The organism is Citrobacter enshiensis (assembly GCF_029338175.1).
Lineage (GTDB): Bacteria > Pseudomonadota > Gammaproteobacteria > Enterobacterales > Enterobacteriaceae > Citrobacter_D > Citrobacter_D enshiensis.
The window spans coordinates 752,413-768,901 of sequence record NZ_CP119862.1; the positions used below are offsets into that span (position 1 = coordinate 752,413).

19 protein-coding genes are annotated in these 16,489 nt (G+C 54.1%); 5 read left to right on the top strand and 14 right to left on the bottom strand.

Features of this window, described 5'->3' with window-relative positions:
• Positions 1-30: 30 nt before the first annotated feature.
• The 5 genes from hemW to P2W74_RS03705 are packed head-to-tail and all read right to left on the bottom strand — an operon-like array spanning position 31 to position 3,338.
• Positions 31-1,167, bottom strand: coding sequence for a radical SAM family heme chaperone HemW (gene hemW / locus P2W74_RS03685; protein ID WP_276293933.1), 1,137 nt, complete (start codon positions 1,165-1,167; stop codon positions 31-33).
• Positions 1,160-1,753 carry an XTP/dITP diphosphatase gene (locus P2W74_RS03690; protein WP_276293934.1) on the bottom strand — a complete coding sequence of 198 codons (594 nt, stop codon included), beginning with the start codon at positions 1,751-1,753 and terminating at the stop codon, positions 1,160-1,162. The genes hemW and P2W74_RS03690 overlap by 8 nt, the downstream gene beginning before the upstream one ends.
• An 8-nt stretch (positions 1,754-1,761) precedes the next feature.
• Positions 1,762-2,052, bottom strand: a complete 291-nt coding sequence (gene yggU, locus P2W74_RS03695) for a DUF167 family protein YggU (protein ID WP_276293935.1) — start codon at positions 2,050-2,052, stop codon at positions 1,762-1,764.
• Positions 2,049-2,615, bottom strand: a complete 567-nt coding sequence (locus P2W74_RS03700; RefSeq protein ID WP_276293936.1) for a YggT family protein — start codon at positions 2,613-2,615, stop codon at positions 2,049-2,051. The genes yggU and P2W74_RS03700 overlap by 4 nt, the downstream gene beginning before the upstream one ends.
• A gap of 18 nt (positions 2,616-2,633) precedes the next feature.
• Positions 2,634-3,338, bottom strand: a complete 705-nt coding sequence (locus tag P2W74_RS03705; protein ID WP_276293937.1) for a YggS family pyridoxal phosphate-dependent enzyme — start codon at positions 3,336-3,338, stop codon at positions 2,634-2,636.
• A 17-nt stretch (positions 3,339-3,355) separates the two neighbouring features.
• Between P2W74_RS03705 and P2W74_RS03710 the strand changes: the two genes are divergently transcribed.
• On the top strand, positions 3,356-4,336 hold the full coding sequence (locus P2W74_RS03710; RefSeq protein WP_276293938.1) for a type IV pilus twitching motility protein PilT: 981 nt from the start codon (positions 3,356-3,358) through the stop codon (positions 4,334-4,336).
• Positions 4,337-4,383: 47 nt separating this feature from the next.
• On the opposite strand, the gene ruvX is transcribed toward P2W74_RS03710, so the two are convergent.
• The 8 genes from ruvX to metK all read right to left on the bottom strand — a co-directional run bounded on the left by ruvX (position 4,384) and on the right by metK (position 11,640).
• On the bottom strand, positions 4,384-4,800 hold the full coding sequence (gene ruvX / locus P2W74_RS03715; protein ID WP_276293939.1) for a Holliday junction resolvase RuvX: 417 nt from the start codon (positions 4,798-4,800) through the stop codon (positions 4,384-4,386).
• Positions 4,800-5,363, bottom strand: coding sequence for a YqgE/AlgH family protein (locus tag P2W74_RS03720; protein ID WP_276293940.1), 564 nt, complete (start codon positions 5,361-5,363; stop codon positions 4,800-4,802). The genes ruvX and P2W74_RS03720 overlap by 1 nt, the downstream gene beginning before the upstream one ends.
• Before the next feature lie 178 nt (positions 5,364-5,541).
• Positions 5,542-6,489 carry a glutathione synthase gene (gshB, locus tag P2W74_RS03725; protein WP_203360018.1) on the bottom strand — a complete coding sequence of 316 codons (948 nt, stop codon included), beginning with the start codon at positions 6,487-6,489 and terminating at the stop codon, positions 5,542-5,544.
• Between the two features lie 12 nt (positions 6,490-6,501).
• The gene (gene rsmE / locus P2W74_RS03730) at positions 6,502-7,233 is read right to left on the bottom strand and encodes a 16S rRNA (uracil(1498)-N(3))-methyltransferase (RefSeq protein WP_276293941.1); all 732 of its coding nucleotides are present in this window, start codon (positions 7,231-7,233) and stop codon (positions 6,502-6,504) included.
• 77 nt (positions 7,234-7,310) lie between these two features.
• On the bottom strand, positions 7,311-8,018 hold the full coding sequence (endA, locus tag P2W74_RS03735) for a deoxyribonuclease I (protein ID WP_276293942.1): 708 nt from the start codon (positions 8,016-8,018) through the stop codon (positions 7,311-7,313).
• 94 nt (positions 8,019-8,112) lie between these two features.
• Entirely contained in the window at positions 8,113-8,610 is a 498-nt protein-coding gene (locus P2W74_RS03740; RefSeq protein WP_276293943.1) for a SprT family zinc-dependent metalloprotease, read from the bottom strand.
• A gap of 79 nt (positions 8,611-8,689) precedes the next feature.
• Complete coding sequence (gene galP, locus P2W74_RS03745; RefSeq protein WP_276293944.1) at positions 8,690-10,084, bottom strand: galactose/proton symporter; 1,395 nt, start codon at positions 10,082-10,084, stop codon at positions 8,690-8,692.
• A gap of 401 nt (positions 10,085-10,485) precedes the next feature.
• Complete coding sequence (gene metK / locus P2W74_RS03750) at positions 10,486-11,640, bottom strand: methionine adenosyltransferase (RefSeq protein ID WP_276293945.1); 1,155 nt, start codon at positions 11,638-11,640, stop codon at positions 10,486-10,488.
• A 478-nt stretch (positions 11,641-12,118) separates the two neighbouring features.
• On the opposite strand from metK, the gene P2W74_RS03755 reads away from it, so the two are divergent.
• The 4 genes from P2W74_RS03755 (at position 12,119) to speB (ending at position 15,537) form a co-directional block, all read left to right on the top strand.
• Positions 12,119-12,262, top strand: a complete 144-nt coding sequence (locus P2W74_RS03755; protein ID WP_276293946.1) for a hypothetical protein — start codon at positions 12,119-12,121, stop codon at positions 12,260-12,262.
• A gap of 93 nt (positions 12,263-12,355) precedes the next feature.
• Positions 12,356-12,487, top strand: coding sequence for an acid stress response protein YqgB (yqgB, locus tag P2W74_RS03760; RefSeq protein WP_162380248.1), 132 nt, complete (start codon positions 12,356-12,358; stop codon positions 12,485-12,487).
• 8 nt (positions 12,488-12,495) lie between these two features.
• Positions 12,496-14,472: a biosynthetic arginine decarboxylase gene (gene speA, locus P2W74_RS03765; RefSeq protein WP_203360024.1), complete on the top strand. Its 1,977-nt coding sequence runs from the start codon at positions 12,496-12,498 to the stop codon at positions 14,470-14,472.
• Positions 14,473-14,616: 144 nt separating this feature from the next.
• Positions 14,617-15,537, top strand: a complete 921-nt coding sequence (gene speB, locus P2W74_RS03770; RefSeq protein WP_162380198.1) for an agmatinase — start codon at positions 14,617-14,619, stop codon at positions 15,535-15,537.
• Positions 15,538-15,622: 85 nt separating this feature from the next.
• Here speB and loiP read toward each other — a convergent pair whose 3' ends face one another.
• Positions 15,623-16,381, bottom strand: coding sequence for a metalloprotease LoiP (gene loiP / locus P2W74_RS03775; protein WP_276293947.1), 759 nt, complete (start codon positions 16,379-16,381; stop codon positions 15,623-15,625).
• Positions 16,382-16,489: the final 108 nt, after the last annotated feature.

Below are 16,489 nucleotides of genomic sequence, written 5' to 3' on the forward strand. Positions count from 1 at the left end.
GGAAGGATGCGCCCATGGGCGCATCCAGAATCACTCGGCAAGGAACAGCTCAAGAAGAGAGTTTAAGAACAGCTTGCCGTGCTGGGTAATTTGCCAGTAATCCTCGCACTCGGTCAGATAACCCTGGGCAATGGCTTCATCGATCTGCTTACGAATAACGTCTTCAGTCAACCCGGTGTACTGCGCAAATTCGCAACGCGGTGCTGCTTCCAGCAGGCGGAAGCGGTTCATAAAGAACTCAAACGGCTTATCAGCCTCTTCTACATCGCGCTGGCTTTCGAGATAACGCCCCTGCATATAACCGCGTGGATGACGTGTTTTAGTGGTACGCAGAATGCGCCCATCCGGGAACGTCACTTTGCCATGTGCGCCACAGCCAATGCCTAAGTAATCGCCAAAGCGCCAGTAGTTCAGGTTGTGCTGACACTGATATCCAGGTTTTGCATACGCGGAGGTTTCATACTGCTGATAACCTGCTGCGGTTAATAACCGATGCCCCTGCTCGAAGATATCCCACAGGGCGTCGTCATCGGGTAATACCGGTGGGCGTGAGCCGAACAGCGTATTGGGTTCGATGGTGAGCTGATACCAGGAAAGATGCGGCGGATTAAGCGCGATGGCTTGCTGTAAGTCGTCCAGCGCCTCTTCCAGCGTTTGATCCGGCAGGCCGTGCATCAGATCGAGATTGAAGCTACGCAGTCCCAGCCCGCTTGCCAGATTTGCGGCGCGTTTAGCTTCTTCTGGGCCGTGAATACGCCCCAGACGCTGTAGCTTGGGTTCACTAAAACTCTGCACGCCAATGGAGATACGGTTCACCCCGGCGCGCTGATAGTCAATAAAGCGATCCGCTTCAACCGTACCCGGATTCGCTTCCATCGTTACCTCTGCATCCGCCGCCAGGTTCAGGCGCGCCCGCACGCCATCCAGCAACGTTTGCATCGCCGGACCGGAAAGGAGGCTCGGCGTACCGCCACCGATAAAAATAGTCTTTACTTCACGTCCTTGCGCGTAAGCCACTTCAGTATCCAAATCGCGCAACAGGTGCTGCACATAATCGTCGTGCGGCACTTCGCCTTTCAGCGCATGCGAGTTGAAATCGCAGTACGGGCATTTCTGCACGCACCACGGGATGTGAATATAGAGACTCAGCGGCGGCAGCTTAACCATGTCGTAAGGCGTCCAGCAGCAGCTTCAATGCTTGTCCACGATGCGAAATCGCGCTTTTCTCTTCACGGCTCAGCTCTGCGGCGGTTTTACCTTCAGACGGCACAAAGAAGATGGGATCGTAGCCAAAGCCGCCGCTACCGGCTGCCTCACGGGTAATGACGCCCTGCCAGCTACCGTGACACACGAGCGGCGTAGGATCTTCCGCGTGGCGCATATAGACCAGCACGCAGTGAAAGCGTGCCTGACGTTTATCGTCCGGTACATCCTGCAGGGCATCCAGCAGTTTTTCCAGGTTCTGCTGGTCGGTCGCATCTTCACCGGAATAACGTGCGGAATAGATACCCGGCGCGCCGCCCAGCACGTCAACGGCCAGACCGGAGTCGTCGGCGATGGCGGGCAGACCCGTCACCTGCGCGGCATGGCGAGCCTTCAGAATCGCATTCTCAATAAAGGTCAGGCCGGTCTCTTCGGCTGAGTCGACGCCCAGCGCCGTCTGCGCCACGACATCAAGCCCGAAATCGCTCAAAAGCGAAGCCAGCTCACGCACTTTACCGGCATTGCCGGTAGCGAGGACTACTTTTTGCATAGGGATACCTAATCAGTTAGCGCCGCAATTTCTTGCGGGATCTGTTGCGGATGAATGATTTTAACCTGTTTGTGGCGGCCGAGTTCGCCCTTTTCAATAACGACCTGGCTTTTGGCCACGCGGAACTGTTTGCTGAGAAACTTCACCAGATGGCTGTTCGCCTGGCCATCGACCGGTGGTGCGGTAATGGCGACTTTTACTTCGTCGCCATGTAAACCCACAATACTGTCACGGCTGGCTTTCGGCTGAATATAGAGCCGTAAAACCAGACCGTCATCGCAGGGTGTAACGGCACTCATAGCGCCATCCACAGCCCCGGTAGCAGCATGTTACCTGTCGCCTGTAAGATCTCCGCGATGCCCATGTTGATGACATACAGCAACAGCACGAGGATCATCGGAGAGAAATCGATGCCGCCCATAGAAGGCAGTAATCGACGAATCGGGCGCAGCAGCGGATCGGCAAGCTGGATGAGCACGTATTCGACCGGGCTGCGGCCCTGGCTTACCCAGCTCATGATCGCCATCAGCAACAGAACCCAGAAAATCAGCAAACCGATGGTTTTCAGTACGATAAGTACGGCAGCAATCCAGATAATCGGCTGGAAAGTGACCACTTTAAACAGCACTATCGCCTTGATAAAGCTGAGAATGAATGCCACCACGACCGATGCGCTGTCAATCGGACCCATGGGCGGAATGACACGGCGCAGCGGCCCGATAATCGGTTGAGTGACTTTCACCACAAACTGCGAAAACGGGTTATAAAAATCACAGCGAGCCCACTGCATCCACACGCGCAGCAACAGCACCATGGTATACAGCTCAATAACGGTCGAGAGCAGGAAGGTCAACGTATTCATGGCGTTCCTTAGTTTTCCTTAATTTTTTGTGTAATCACGTGCACCAAAAATAGCAGTGCCGATGCGCACCATCGTACTACCTGCCGCGATCGCGGCATCCATATCGTCTGACATACCCAGAGACAGCGTATCGACATCAGGGTAACGGGTCTTTAGACCGGCAAATGCTACAGCCATTTGACGGGCAACTTCAAACTGCCTTACATAATCTGACTCAGGCGCCGGGATCGCCATCAGTCCGCGTAGGCGAAGATGAGGCATTCCCGCCACCTCCGCAGCGAGCGCGTCCAGCTCTGTCAGTGGAATTCCTGACTTACTGTTCTCATCGCTGATATTGATTTGAATGAGTACGTTCAGCGGCGGCAGCGTTGCCGGGCGTTGTTCGTTCAGACGGGCAGCAATACGCAGACGGTCGATCGTATGACACCAGTCGAAATGTTCTGCGACCAGGCGGCTTTTGTTGGACTGCAACGGACCAATAAAGTGCCATTGCAATCCGTCGACGCCACTCTCCTGGAAATGGCGAATTTTTTCCACCCCTTCCTGAACGTAATTTTCGCCAAATGCGCGTTGCCCAGCGGTAATCGCTTCTGCGATGGCGCTCGCAGGCTTGGTTTTACTCACTGCAAGCAATGTAACGTCTTCTGAAGACCGCCCGCAACGCGTCGCAGCGGCTGAGATTTTGTCCCGGATCTGTGCCAGGTTATGCGCGATATCGTTCATTTTCCGAGGATGTTCATATGAATATGGAAGAAATTGTGGCCCTTAGTGTAAAGCATAACGTCTCGGATCTACACCTGTGTAATGCCTGGTCTGCGCGTTGGCGAAAACGGGGGCGGGTGGAGATGGCTCCCTTTACGTCACCGGACATTCAGGCGCTCTTAGCGCAGTGGCTTAGTGACGCTCAGCAGGAACAACTGCGGATAAACGGCCAGTTTGATTTTGCAGTGTCACTGGCGGGGAACTTGCGGCTACGCGCCAGCGCTTTTGCTCACCAGCAGGGGACTTCGCTGGCGCTGCGGTTGTTACCAGCCACCTGCCCGATACTGGCGGAACTTCAGGCGCCGCCCGTCTTAACGAATCTTTTGAACTGCGAGAATGGACTTATTCTGGTGACCGGGGCCACCGGCAGCGGGAAATCGACCACCCTGGCGGCGATGGTTGAGTATCTCAACCAGCATACTGAGGCGCATATTCTGACCCTTGAAGACCCCATCGAGTATTGCTACGCCAGTCAGCGTTGTTTGATTCAGCAGCGCGAGGTCGGCGTGCATTGTACTTCGTTTGCCTCCGGACTGCGTGCGGCATTGCGGGAAGATCCTGACGTCATTTTACTGGGCGAACTGCGAGACAGCGAAACGATCCGTCTGGCGTTGACCGCAGCGGAAACAGGGCATCTGGTACTGGCGACGCTGCACACGCGTGGCGCGGCGCAAGCCATTGAGCGACTGATCGACTCTTTTCCGGCACAGGAGAAAGATCCGGTACGCAGTCAACTGGCGGGCAGTTTGCGTGCGGTATTGTCGCAAAAACTGGAACAAGACAAACAGGACGGGCGTGTGGCGCTGTTTGAGCTACTCATCAACACGCCAGCGGCAGGAAATCTGATCCGGGAGGGGAAGAGCCACCAACTGCCCGGCATAATCCAAACCGGGCAGCAGATGGGAATGCAGACCTTCGCTCAAAGCCTGCAGCAGCGACAGGCGCAAGGGAGGCTTTAGAACTCGACAGGGCGATGCGCACAGCCATGACCACGGACTGAGGAAGGTCAGTACCCTTGCTCGAAATAACTTTCGAGAATGATGACGGCAGAGGCGGAGTCGACCTTGCCCTTGTTTAGCGCCCGGTATCCGCCTTGTTCAAACAGGCCGGAGCGCGCTTCAACCGTGCTAAGCCGTTCGTCATGCAGGGTCACCGTCACGCCAAAGCGACCATGAATACGGTTGGCAAACTTACGTGCCCTGGCGGTCAGCGGTTGTTCGGTGCCATCCATGTTGAGCGGCAGCCCCACAATTACCTCGTCGGGTTGCCACTCTTTGAGCAGGCGTTCAATGAGGTTCCAGTCAGGGGTTCCATCCTGCGCTTTGATAGCAGGCAGCGGGCGGGCAGTGCCGGTGATCCGCTGGCCAATCGCAACGCCAATACTTTTCGTGCCAAAATCGAAGGCCAGTAAGGTTCCGCTCATCAGGCGTGCCCCGCCACGCCAGGCATGGTCAGGATATCAATCCCAATCAGTCTGGCAGCTTCGCGCCAACGATCGGCAATCGGCGTTTTGAATAAAATATTGAGATCCGCAGGTGCTGTCAGCCAGGCGTTATCCAGTAACTCTTGTTCCAGTTGGCCTTTTTCCCATGAGGAGTATCCCAGGGCCACCAGCACCTCGGTAGGTTGTTCTTGTGTGCCCAGGGTTTCCAGCACGTCGCGGGACGTGGTGATCACTGTGTTATCTGAAATCCGAATACTGGATGAAAAACGCGACGGCGGGGTATGCAGAATAAAGCCACGGTCTTCCGCCAGCGGGCCGCCCAGCATCACGGCTTTATCAAGGCGAATGGCGGGATCACGAGGTTCTGGCGCGATCTTCAGCTTTTCCAGAATCCCTTCAATCTGTAGATTTTCCAGTGGCTTATTGATGATGATCCCCATTGCGCCATCTTCATTATGTTCGCAAATATAGACCACAGAGCGGCGGAAAATTGGATCCTGAAGAGCAGGCATGGCAATAAGAAAGTGATGCTGTAAATTCATTGTCAGAGGTTCTGTTCCTGGTTTAAAAAAGCAACAGGGGTCAGTATGTGGGTAAAGAGTACGGATGTCACTACCGTAGGCCGGATAAGACGCTCGCGTCGCCATCCGGCATCGGTGTTTTAATGCCTGATGGCGCTACGCTTATCAGGCCTACAAAGGTCGTCATCCTGCAGACGGCTTACTTCTGCAGACGCGCTTCAATCGCGTCCATCAGCATACCGGTAATCGAGACCGGGAATTCTGCTTCAATCTCGCGAATACAGGTTGGGCTGGTGACGTTAATTTCGGTCAGACGGTCGCCAATGATATCCAGACCGACGAAAATAAGCCCTTTCGCTTTCAGCGTTGGCCCAATACGGCGGGCAATATCCCAGTCGCTTTCCGTTAACGGACGCGGTTCGCCACGGCCGCCAGCGGCCAGATTACCGCGGGTTTCGCCACCCTGCGGAATACGCGCCAGGCAGTACGGCACCGGTTCGCCATCCACCACCAGTACGCGCTTATCACCGTCTTTAATGGCGGGCAGATAGTTCTGCGCCATACAGTAGCGGGTGCCGTGTTCGGTCAGCGTTTCGGCAATCACGCCGAGGTTGGGATCGCCTTCCTTCACGCGGAAGATCGACGCGCCGCCCATACCGTCCAACGGTTTGAGAATGATATCGCTGTGTTTTTGCCAGAAGGCTTTCAGCTGCGCTTTGTTGCGGGTGACCAATGTTTCTGGCGTCAGATCGGAGAACCAGGCGGTGAACAGCTTTTCATTACAGTCGCGCAGGCTCTGCGGCTTGTTCACAATCAGCGTACCTTTCTCTTCTGCGCGTTCCAGAATATAGGTGGCGTAGATAAATTCAGTGTCAAACGGCGGATCTTTACGCATCAGAATGACGTCCAGATCCGCCAGCGGCAGATCCTGTTCGCCGGTAAAGTCGTACCATTTGTCGTAGTTCTGCTCGACGCTCAGAGTACGCGTGCGGGCGCGGGCTTCACCGTTAATCAGATAAAGATCGGCCATCTCCATATAATGAAGTTCGTAGCCGCGGCGCTGTGCTTCCAGCAGCATAGCGAAGCTGGAATCTTTCTTGATGTTGATGCTTGCGATGGGATCCATCACGATGCCGAGCTTGATCATTGTTCTTCTCCGTTAGCCCAGATCGCCAAATCGCACCTGAAGCGCGGTAATGGCGGTGAGCGCAGTTGTCTCAGTACGCAGAACGCGAGGTCCTAACAGGATATCAGTAAACTGGTAGCGTGCGGTCATGGCTATTTCGTCTGCCGACAGCCCGCCTTCCGGGCCAATCAACAGGCGAATACGTTCAACCGGCAGCGGTAACGTGTTGATACTGGCACTGGCGCGCGGGTGAAGATTCAGCTTCAGCCCTTCATCTTGCTCAGCGCACCAGGTTTCCAGGTCCATGGCCGGACGAATTTCCGGCACCCGGTTACGACCGCACTGTTCACAGGCGGCAATGGCGATTTTTTGCCACTGCTGGAGCTTCTTATTCAGACGTTCGCTGTCCAGTTTAACGCCGCAGCGCTCAGAAAAAAGTGGCGTAATGAGGCTTACACCGAGTTCTATTGATTTCTGGATAGTGAATTCCATTTTTTCACCGCGCGACATCACTTGTCCGAGGTGAATATGCAGCGGGGACTCACGGTCGTCGAATTCACCACTGAGTATCTTCACCTCCACGCTTTTTTTGCTGGCGTTGGCTATCTCGGCATCAAATACCTGGTTGCTGCCATCAAACAGTTGCAAAGCCTGCCCCGGACCCATGCGTAACACGCGACCGATATGGTTGGCGGCATCTTCGCACAGTGAAATCTGGCTGCCAGAAGAGAGAGGTTCAGGGTGGTAAATGCGGGGAATGCGCATAGTTTAAAATCCGCGTATCTCCCCACGCAAGCGAGTCGCGTGGGGGTTGGGTTAACAATTATTCCCGCTAGTGTAGGTTAGCTCTTTTGCGCCTGGCAAGCGCGTTGCACGTACGGGTTGTGGTTCCCTTGTACTCTGGCGATGCGTTCATCGCGTTCGCATTCCCAGTCGGTGACCGGATATTGCTTATCCCAGGCGTTGAAAAGTTGTGTCTGCTGGCGGGAAAGATTCAGGTTGTATTGATCGCGCATATAAAAGTAGGTACGGGCAATCGAACCCCGTGCGCGCGCTGGCGGTTCAGCCACTTTCTCTTTGAAATCGACCTTCATCGCGCACTGTCCATACTGGCCTTCGCCGCCGTTCCACTGGCTGTACATGAAGTTACCGCGATCGCCGTTGACTTCACCGACCGCCGGTTGCAGGTTATGCATGTCGCTTTCCATCTTGCGGTATTCCGGGTCTTTGGCGCAGTTTTTACGCCCCCCTTCCTGCCAGCACTGCCGCTGGTGACCAAATTGCCAGGCGGGCACCACGTGTTCCCATTCGATTCTGCTGGCGCGGTTTTCATTTTTGCGCACTTTATAACCGCAGGAGTTCAGGTCTACGACACCTTTTTTACCCTGCCAGTCAATTTTGCATCCACAGTAGAAGTCGCCAGGGACGTCAGCGTTGACCTTGACGCCTGCGGCTTTTGCCTGAGAAAAACTGTTAATGCCTTCGGCCAGCGCCGGGCCTGAGAGAGCAGTCGCCAGAAACGCCACTGCAAAAGTGAGATTACGGTACATCACGAACTCCGTGTTAAATCGAGCTCGCAACGTAACGAAAGTTGTTCCTGTATGCAATCAGTCAGATCAGAAAAGTTCCTGATAATTCTGAATGTTATTGTGCGACCAGCGGTTCGCCGCAATGGACGCAGCGGTAAGTCGCTTCGCCGCGCACAATTCGGTTATGGCGACGCACGGTGAGTTGATGTTCCTGGCATTTGCAGCGGTAGGTAAAGGTGTTGCGACGAACGGATTGCAGCTCAAATTGGTGAGTGCGTCTGGCGGGCACGCCAAGTACGTTTTCCATCATCCATTTCCACTCTTTTCCGTGCGGCGCAACACGGCCAAAGTGCTTCCACACCAGTAAATGCGCCAGTTCGTGCGGGACAACTTCGTCCACAAACGCATCGACATTTTCGGTTAATAGCACCGGATTAAGGCGGATTTCATAACTTTCCAGCCAGGCAGTTCCGGCAGCGGTACCGCGCTGCTGATAGACCAGTTTAGGTTCCGGATAGTCACGACCCAGTTTCAGGTTAGCCTGGGCGAGCTTTTCCCGCAGGCTGCGCATGACGGCTTGCTGGATGGCGATAGGGAGACGGACGGTTTTCATAACGGCAGAGAATAGTGCGAGGGGGCGGGGACTGCAAGGGGGAAGCTTCCTCCCGGCTGCGGGAGGAAGCGGCGATGGATTAATCGTGAGCGCCGATTTCGCGCAGTCGACGACCTTTCATCAGGTTACGTTCGATGTGTTCCAGAGAGACGTGTTTGGTTTCCGGAACCAGCCAGAGGGTCAGAATGATGAAGAACAAGTTCAGACCGGCGTACACCCAGAACGTGTTTGCATTGCCCAGCGTGTTGAGCATGGTCAGGAATGTCGCGCCCACAATCATGTTGGCAATCCAGTTGGTTGCCGTAGAGCAGGTGATACCAAAATCACGGCCTTTCAGCGGCTGAATTTCAGAGCACAGTACCCAAATCAGCGGGCCGGCGCTCATCGCAAAGCCAATGATAAACATCAGCAGCATGGCAATGGCAAAGTATTGTGCGGAGGCAGAATGGATACCGATATGCATCATGGTGCCCAGTGTACCCATCCCGATGGCCATCACCAGGAAGCCCAGCGTCAGCGTAGGTTTACGGCCCCAGCGGTCTACCAGACCGATGGCGATGAAGGTTGCCAGAACGTTGGTCAGGCCGACAATAACGGTTCCCCACATCTGCTCAGTGGTGTTGGTGTAGCCCGCCAGTTCAAAGATTTTCGGCGCGTAGTACATGATGACGTTCATCCCGGTGAACTGTTGCATCACCTGTAACAGCACACCCAGGAAGACGGCACGGCGGAAGTTGCTGTTTTCTTTAAACAGCGCCCAGCCGCTCTGTTTCACCTGCAGGCTTTCGCGAATTTCGTCCAGCTCACGTTTGGCTTCTGCGCTGGTATCACGCAGACGCAGCAGTACGCGTTCTGCATCCACGAAGCGACGTTTAGCGGCAAACCAGCGCGGGCTGTCCGGCAGGAAGAACACGCCAATCAACAGCAGAATGGCGGGAATAATGATAACGCCCAACATCCAGCGCCATGCACCGCTGTAACTGAAGGCGGTATCTGAGAGATACGCCCCCAGAATACCGATGGTGATCATCAACTGATACATCGAGATCATGCTGCCGCGAATTTTCTCCGGCGCAATTTCGGATAAGTACAGCGGAGCGGTATAGGAGGCGACACCGACGGCCAGGCCCAACAGCACGCGGGAGACGATCAGGATCTCGACGTTAGGCGCGGCGGCAGAACACAACGAACCTGCCACAAACAGAATCGCACCGATCATCAGGCTTTTCTTACGACCCAGTTTGAACGAGAGCCAACCGCTGCCGACGGCACCAACAGCGGCACCGAACATCATTGAGCTTACCACCCATTCCTGAGTGTGCGGGCTAATCTGGAATTCGTCAGTGATGAAGGGTAATGCACCGGCGATAACACCGATATCCAGGCCAAAAAGTAATCCAGCCAGGGCGGCAAGAAAGCAGACAAAAAATGTCATCGTCTTGTTGGAACGCCCCTGTTTTTTAGTGTCAGGCATAAAGCCCTCCGATTGGGTTGCCAATTTTGTTGATGTTAAGGGTAGGTGAGTACACCGTAAAAATATGTGATGGCAGTCACGTTAGTGTAATCGATTACACTAACATTCATCATATGCATTGTTTAATTATATGAAAAATAATGGAATTAATAATTTTATAACCTGATCTGTTACCAGGAATTAAGATGATGCCGAAAAACAATGTAACAGCAATGAGTGACTGAGTGTGGTGAAGTGTTAATCCAGTTTTAATAAGGTAAAATCGAATGTAATCGCTTCCATTAATTTATCTGTGGAAGGGTAAATACGGAAAACTGGAATGGGTAACAGCGGGGGAAGGCGGTATGAGAAAAGCAAAAGGCCAGCACGAGGCTGGCCTTTGAGAGCGTTCAGTCAGAGGATTATTTCAGACCGGCGGCATCACGCAACGGCTGCGCTTTGTCGGTTTTTTCCCATGGGAAATGTTCGCGACCAAAGTGACCATAGGCTGCGGTTTCTTTGTAGATCGGGTGCAGCAGATCCAGCATCTGAATCAGGCCGTACGGACGCAGGTCAAAGAACTCGCGCACCAGCAGAGTCAGTTGCTCTGAAGGGACTTTCTCAGTACCGAACGTTTCAACCATGATGGAAGTCGGTTCCGCCACGCCGATAGCGTAGGAGACCTGAATTTCACAACGGTCAGCCAGGCCCGCAGCGACGATGTTTTTCGCCACATAACGCGCCGCGTAGGCTGCAGAGCGGTCAACTTTAGACGGATCTTTACCGGAGAAAGCGCCGCCGCCATGACGTGCCATACCGCCGTAGGTATCAACGATGATTTTACGCCCCGTCAGACCACAGTCGCCCATTGGGCCACCGATAACGAAACGGCCGGTTGGGTTGATGAAGAATTTGGTGGACGCGCTCAGCCATTCGCTCGGCAGAACCGGTTTGATGATCTCTTCCATCACCGCTTCTTGCAGGGATTTCTGGTCGATATCTTCGGAATGCTGAGTGGACAGAACTACGGCATCAATGCCGACGATTTTGCCGTCGTCATACTGGAAAGTGACCTGGCTTTTCGCGTCCGGACGTAACCACGACAGAGTGCCGTTTTTACGCACTTCGGCCTGACGCTGCACCAGACGGTGTGCGTAGGTGATCGGCGCTGGCATCAGCACTTCGGTTTCATTGGTAGCGTAGCCAAACATCAGGCCCTGGTCGCCAGCGCCCTGTTCCAGCGGGTCGGCACGGTCAACGCCCTGATTGATATCCGGGGATTGTTTACCGATAGCGCTCAGCACTGCGCAGGAGTTCGCGTCGAAACCCATGTCGGAATGCACATAGCCAATCTCGCGCACCGTATTACGGGTGATCTCTTCGATATCAACCCAGGCGCTGGTGGTGATCTCACCGCCAACTAAAACCATACCGGTTTTAACGTAGGTTTCACATGCGACACGTGCTTTGGGATCCTGTTCCAGGATGGCGTCCAGCACGGCGTCAGAGATTTGGTCAGCGATTTTGTCAGGATGCCCTTCTGAAACGGACTCAGACGTAAAAAGGTGTTTTGCCATGTTTAATTTCACCTAAGGAGAATTTGTTTAGCTCAAACTGTTGTGCGGGAAAGCCATAGCAGAAGATTCTACCAAGGCCTGCAGGTTAGTGACACAGGCAGTCTGAGTGTTAATCAGTATGGATGGATTAACATCTGGATGGCTATTCTAGGTTACTTGTTCACCTGATTTCCAGCTTTTTTTGAGTAAAGCCTCATTGCGTTGAAAACACAGCTGGAAATTTTTCCTGACGGTGATGGCAATGTGTGCATTTATGTTTTGCTTTTTATGTCTCATGTCGGTATAAAACGCGGCGCGCGGCTCATATCCGTCATACTTCACGTTGCATGTGCGTTGGCTTCCTGCAACTCGAATTATTGAGGATAGACAAACAGCACACGACGTTTTCATCGTGTTGCCACTTCCAGCCGGGCTAAAACTTTTGCTTTGGCTTGTGGGTTCGTTCCGTGCGGAGCGGCCGTGGAGGTGATACGAGATAATGAACCGTTGTATTCTGCTGAATCAGTCGCACCGTTCTGGTGTACGAATGTCCCCCACATACTGCATCTCTGCTTTGCATACCTGCCGATGTTATACCCATCTCGGCGCTTCTCAGGACTCCAGGGCCGGTTACGGCATCTAAGGACTGAACAAGGGCGCTCTTGGTTAAACAAGAGTTTTCTCGTGGTTTCGCCGAACCGTCATGCTTAAGTTCGGTTACGTGTTTTACAATGATATGAAAAAGAAACCGGTCGCGCAGTCGGAGCGTCAGCACTATCCGCTGGAAAATCCGCCTGTTTATGGGTTGTTATCGCGTCTTCGGACTGCGATAGTAGTCAACTGTTTTACACTTGTTAATAAAATCTGAGGTTCGCTATGTCTGACGACATTTCTATGGGTTCGCTTTCGTCAGCAGGCGGACAGGGTGTACTACGCTCCATGCAGGAGGTTGCAATGAGTTCCCAGGAAGCCAGCAAGATGCTGCGTACTTACAATATTGCCTGGTGGGGCAATAACTACTACGACGTCAATGAACTGGGACACATCAGTGTGTGCCCGGACCCGGACGTCCCCGACGCGCGCGTTGATCTTGCCAAACTGGTAAAAGCGCGCGAAGCGCAAGGCCAGCGTCTGCCTGCATTATTCTGCTTCCCGCAGATCCTGCAACACCGTCTGCGTTCGATTAACGCCGCGTTCAAACGTGCGCGTGAATCCTACGGTTACAACGGCGACTATTTCCTCGTTTACCCGATCAAAGTTAACCAGCACCGTCGGGTGATTGAATCGCTGATCCATTCCGGCGAGCCGCTGGGACTGGAAGCGGGCTCTAAAGCAGAGCTGATGGCGGTTCTGGCGCATGCCGGAATGACCCGTAGCGTGATTGTCTGTAACGGCTACAAAGATCGTGAATATATCCGTCTGGCGCTGATCGGCGAGAAGATGGGCCATAAGGTCTATCTGGTCATTGAGAAGATGTCGGAAATCGCCATTGTTCTGGATGAAGCCGAGCGTCTGAACGTGATTCCGCGTTTGGGTGTGCGTGCGCGTCTGGCGTCACAAGGCTCCGGCAAATGGCAGTCTTCAGGCGGTGAAAAATCCAAGTTCGGCCTGGCGGCGACTCAGGTATTGCAACTGGTTGAAACCCTGCGTGAAGCCGGGCGTCTGGACAGCCTGCAACTGCTGCATTTCCATCTTGGTTCCCAGATGGCGAACATCCGCGACATCGCGACCGGCGTGCGCGAATCTTCGCGATTCTACGTTGAACTGCACAAGCTGGGCGTCAATATTCAGTGCTTCGACGTCGGCGGCGGTCTGGGCGTGGATTACGAAGGGACCCGCTCGCAGTCTGACTGTTCCGTAAACTATGGCCTGAATGAATACGCCAACAACATCATCTGGGCGATTGGCGATGCCTGCGAAGAGAACGGCCTGCCGCATCCGACGGTGATCACCGAATCCGGGCGTGCGGTGACGGCACACCACACCGTGTTGGTCTCCAACATCATCGGCGTTGAGCGTAACGAATATACCGAACCTACGGCGCCTGGCGAAGATGCTCAGCGCGCGCTGCAAAGCATGTGGGAAACCTGGCAGGAGATGCACGAACCGGGCACCCGTCGCTCATTGCGCGAATGGCTGCACGACAGCCAGATGGACCTGCATGATATCCATGTCGGCTACTCTTCCGGGACCTTTAGCCTGCAGGAACGTGCGTGGGCAGAACAGCTTTACCTCAGCATGTGTCACGAAGTGCAGAAACAGCTGGATCCGCAAAACCGCGCGCATCGCCCGATTATCGACGAACTGCAGGAACGTATGGCGGACAAAGTGTACGTCAACTTCTCGCTGTTCCAGTCAATGCCGGATGCCTGGGGTATCGACCAGTTATTCCCGGTTCTGCCGCTGGAAGGGCTGGATCAGGTTCCTGAGCGTCGTGCAGTGTTGCTGGATATCACCTGTGATTCCGACGGGGCTATCGATCACTACATCGACGGTGACGGTATTGCCACCACCATGCCGATGCCGGAATACGATCCTGAGAATCCGCCAATGCTCGGCTTCTTTATGGTCGGCGCGTATCAGGAGATCCTCGGCAACATGCATAACCTGTTCGGCGATACCGAAGCAGTTGATGTGTTTGTCTTCCCGGACGGCAGCGTAGAAGTTGAACTGTCCGATGAGGGCGACACCGTGGCGGACATGCTGCAATACGTACAGCTGGATCCGAACACGCTGCTGACCCATTTCCGCGATCAGGTAAAACAGACCGATCTGGACGATGCGTTGCAACAGCAGTTCCTTGAAGAGTTTGAAGCCGGACTCTATGGGTATACTTACCTCGAAGACGAGTAAGGCCGCTGTCAGGTTCACTTGAACCTGAGCAATTTAACGGCGATAATTACGCCCAATACGTGATATGCAAATCAATCCCTTCCTCGTCGGGCCTAACGACGCGGAGGGGATTTTTTTTACAGTGATTTTATAAGAGGTCAGGACATGAGCACTTTAGGTCATCAGTACGATAACTCTCTGGTATCTAACGCGTTTGGTTTTTTACGCCTTCCGATGAACTTCCAGCCGTACGACAGCGATGCCGACTGGGTGATCACCGGCGTTCCGTTTGATATGGCAACGTCTGGTCGTGCCGGCGGTCGTCACGGTCCGGCGGCGATCCGTCAGGTATCAACCAACCTGGCCTGGGAGCACAACCGCTTCCCGTGGAACTTCGACATGCGCGAACGCCTGAACGTCGTGGACTGCGGCGATCTGGTGTATGCGTTTGGCGATGCCCGCGAAATGAGTGAGAAATTACAGGCGCACGCAGAAAAGCTGCTTTCCGCCGGTAAACGTATGCTCTCCTTCGGCGGCGACCACTTCGTGACGCTGCCGCTGCTGCGCGCGCACGCGAAGCACTTCGGTAAAATGGCGCTGGTGCATTTTGATGCGCATACCGACACCTACGCCAACGGTTGTGAATTTGACCACGGCACCATGTTCTTTACCGCGCCGAACGAAGGTCTGATCGATCCGAACCATTCTGTGCAGATCGGCATTCGTACCGAGTTCGACAAAGATAACGGTTTTACCGTATTGGATGCCTGCCAGGTCAACGATCGTGGCGTGGACGACATTATCGCGCAGGTGAAGCAGATTGTCGGTGATATGCCGGTCTATCTGACGTTTGATATCGATGCGCTGGATCCGGCCTTTGCGCCTGGCACCGGCACACCGGTGATCGGCGGCCTGACCACCGATCGCGCCATTAAGCTGGTGCGCGGTCTGAAAGATCTGAATATCGTCGGTATGGACGTGGTCGAAGTGGCTCCGGCCTACGATCAGTCTGAAATCACCGCGCTGGCTGCGGCGACCCTGGCGCTGGAAATGCTCTACATCCAGGCGGCGAAGAAAGGCGAATAATCGCTTGTAGCGCCGGATGCCGCTGACGCTTATCCGGCGCTACAGACAGTGTGTTTTGTAGGCCGGATAAGGCGTGATTCAATCGTTACTTGATCCCGTCTGTCGTCATACGATCGCGAATATGTTGCGCACGTTCGGCAGACGCGGGGTGATCGTCGAACATGGAGCTTTGACGGCCCGCTTCTAACCTGGCCAGTTTCTCAAAGCTGGTGGCCAGCCCCAATGGGTCAATCCCACGTTTACGCAACAGATCGTACGAATAGTCATCCGCTTCGGACTCCTGGCGCTGGGAGAACTGCGAGTTCACCAGTTTTTCGCCAAGATCGCCTAATTGCGATTGTGACAGGCTACCAACGATACCGCCTGCAGAGGCTGCGGCGACGCGAACGGCGTTAGTGCCCAGTGCAACCTGCATCCCTTTCTTCACGTGACCGAGCGCAACGTGCCCCATTTCGTGGCCGATCACCGCCTCGACTTCGTTGTCGGTCATCATATCCATCAGTCCGCTATAGACACGAATACAGCCGTTGGCCATCGCAAACGCGTTCACGTCTTTCGCCATATACACTTTGTAGTTCACTGGCTGCCCGTTGATGTTGTCACCGAGCGCGGACGCAATTTTGCTCAGACGTTTAGCGTATTCACTGCTGGCCGGGGCGATGGTTGCCTTACCGTCCATCTCCTGGCATGCCTGGTCGCTCAGTGTTTTGATCTGCGCATCACTCAGGCTATAGGCCTGTAAGGCTTCACTACCAGACGTCATCAGCCCGCCTGAATCCATGTTCTGACAACCGGTCAGAGCGAATGCAATTCCACAGGCTAGTAATGCAGAACGAATTTTCATTGTGATTATTCCACGTTAATGATTATTGCCATCATCTGAAATTTCCCGCTGTTGAAGAGCAGGGAATTTAGACAAAGTATAAAGAGAATCCTTATAAATGAGCGAGTA

What these genes read in the sequence shown, in the direction of transcription:
- metK (WP_276293945.1), bottom strand. Translation starts at nt 11,640, where the DNA reads ATGGCAAAACACCTTTTTACGTCTGAGTCCGTTTCAGAAGGGCATCCT.
- galP (WP_276293944.1), bottom strand. Translation starts at nt 10,084, where the DNA reads ATGCCTGACACTAAAAAACAGGGGCGTTCCAACAAGACGATGACATTT.
- P2W74_RS03755 (WP_276293946.1), top strand. Translation starts at nt 12,119, where the DNA reads ATGAACCGTTGTATTCTGCTGAATCAGTCGCACCGTTCTGGTGTACGA.
- hemW (WP_276293933.1), bottom strand. Translation starts at nt 1,167, where the DNA reads ATGGTTAAGCTGCCGCCGCTGAGTCTCTATATTCACATCCCGTGGTGC.
- speB (WP_162380198.1), top strand. Translation starts at nt 14,617, where the DNA reads ATGAGCACTTTAGGTCATCAGTACGATAACTCTCTGGTATCTAACGCG.
- P2W74_RS03700 (WP_276293936.1), bottom strand. Translation starts at nt 2,615, where the DNA reads ATGAATACGTTGACCTTCCTGCTCTCGACCGTTATTGAGCTGTATACC.
- P2W74_RS03690 (WP_276293934.1), bottom strand. Translation starts at nt 1,753, where the DNA reads ATGCAAAAAGTAGTCCTCGCTACCGGCAATGCCGGTAAAGTGCGTGAG.
- gshB (WP_203360018.1), bottom strand. Translation starts at nt 6,489, where the DNA reads ATGATCAAGCTCGGCATCGTGATGGATCCCATCGCAAGCATCAACATC.
- P2W74_RS03710 (WP_276293938.1), top strand. Translation starts at nt 3,356, where the DNA reads ATGAATATGGAAGAAATTGTGGCCCTTAGTGTAAAGCATAACGTCTCG.
- rsmE (WP_276293941.1), bottom strand. Translation starts at nt 7,233, where the DNA reads ATGCGCATTCCCCGCATTTACCACCCTGAACCTCTCTCTTCTGGCAGC.
- yqgB (WP_162380248.1), top strand. Translation starts at nt 12,356, where the DNA reads ATGAAAAAGAAACCGGTCGCGCAGTCGGAGCGTCAGCACTATCCGCTG.
- endA (WP_276293942.1), bottom strand. Translation starts at nt 8,018, where the DNA reads ATGTACCGTAATCTCACTTTTGCAGTGGCGTTTCTGGCGACTGCTCTC.
- P2W74_RS03720 (WP_276293940.1), bottom strand. Translation starts at nt 5,363, where the DNA reads ATGAATTTACAGCATCACTTTCTTATTGCCATGCCTGCTCTTCAGGAT.
- loiP (WP_276293947.1), bottom strand. Translation starts at nt 16,381, where the DNA reads ATGAAAATTCGTTCTGCATTACTAGCCTGTGGAATTGCATTCGCTCTG.
- yggU (WP_276293935.1), bottom strand. Translation starts at nt 2,052, where the DNA reads ATGAGTGCCGTTACACCCTGCGATGACGGTCTGGTTTTACGGCTCTAT.
- speA (WP_203360024.1), top strand. Translation starts at nt 12,496, where the DNA reads ATGTCTGACGACATTTCTATGGGTTCGCTTTCGTCAGCAGGCGGACAG.
- P2W74_RS03705 (WP_276293937.1), bottom strand. Translation starts at nt 3,338, where the DNA reads ATGAACGATATCGCGCATAACCTGGCACAGATCCGGGACAAAATCTCA.
- ruvX (WP_276293939.1), bottom strand. Translation starts at nt 4,800, where the DNA reads ATGAGCGGAACCTTACTGGCCTTCGATTTTGGCACGAAAAGTATTGGC.
- P2W74_RS03740 (WP_276293943.1), bottom strand. Translation starts at nt 8,610, where the DNA reads ATGAAAACCGTCCGTCTCCCTATCGCCATCCAGCAAGCCGTCATGCGC.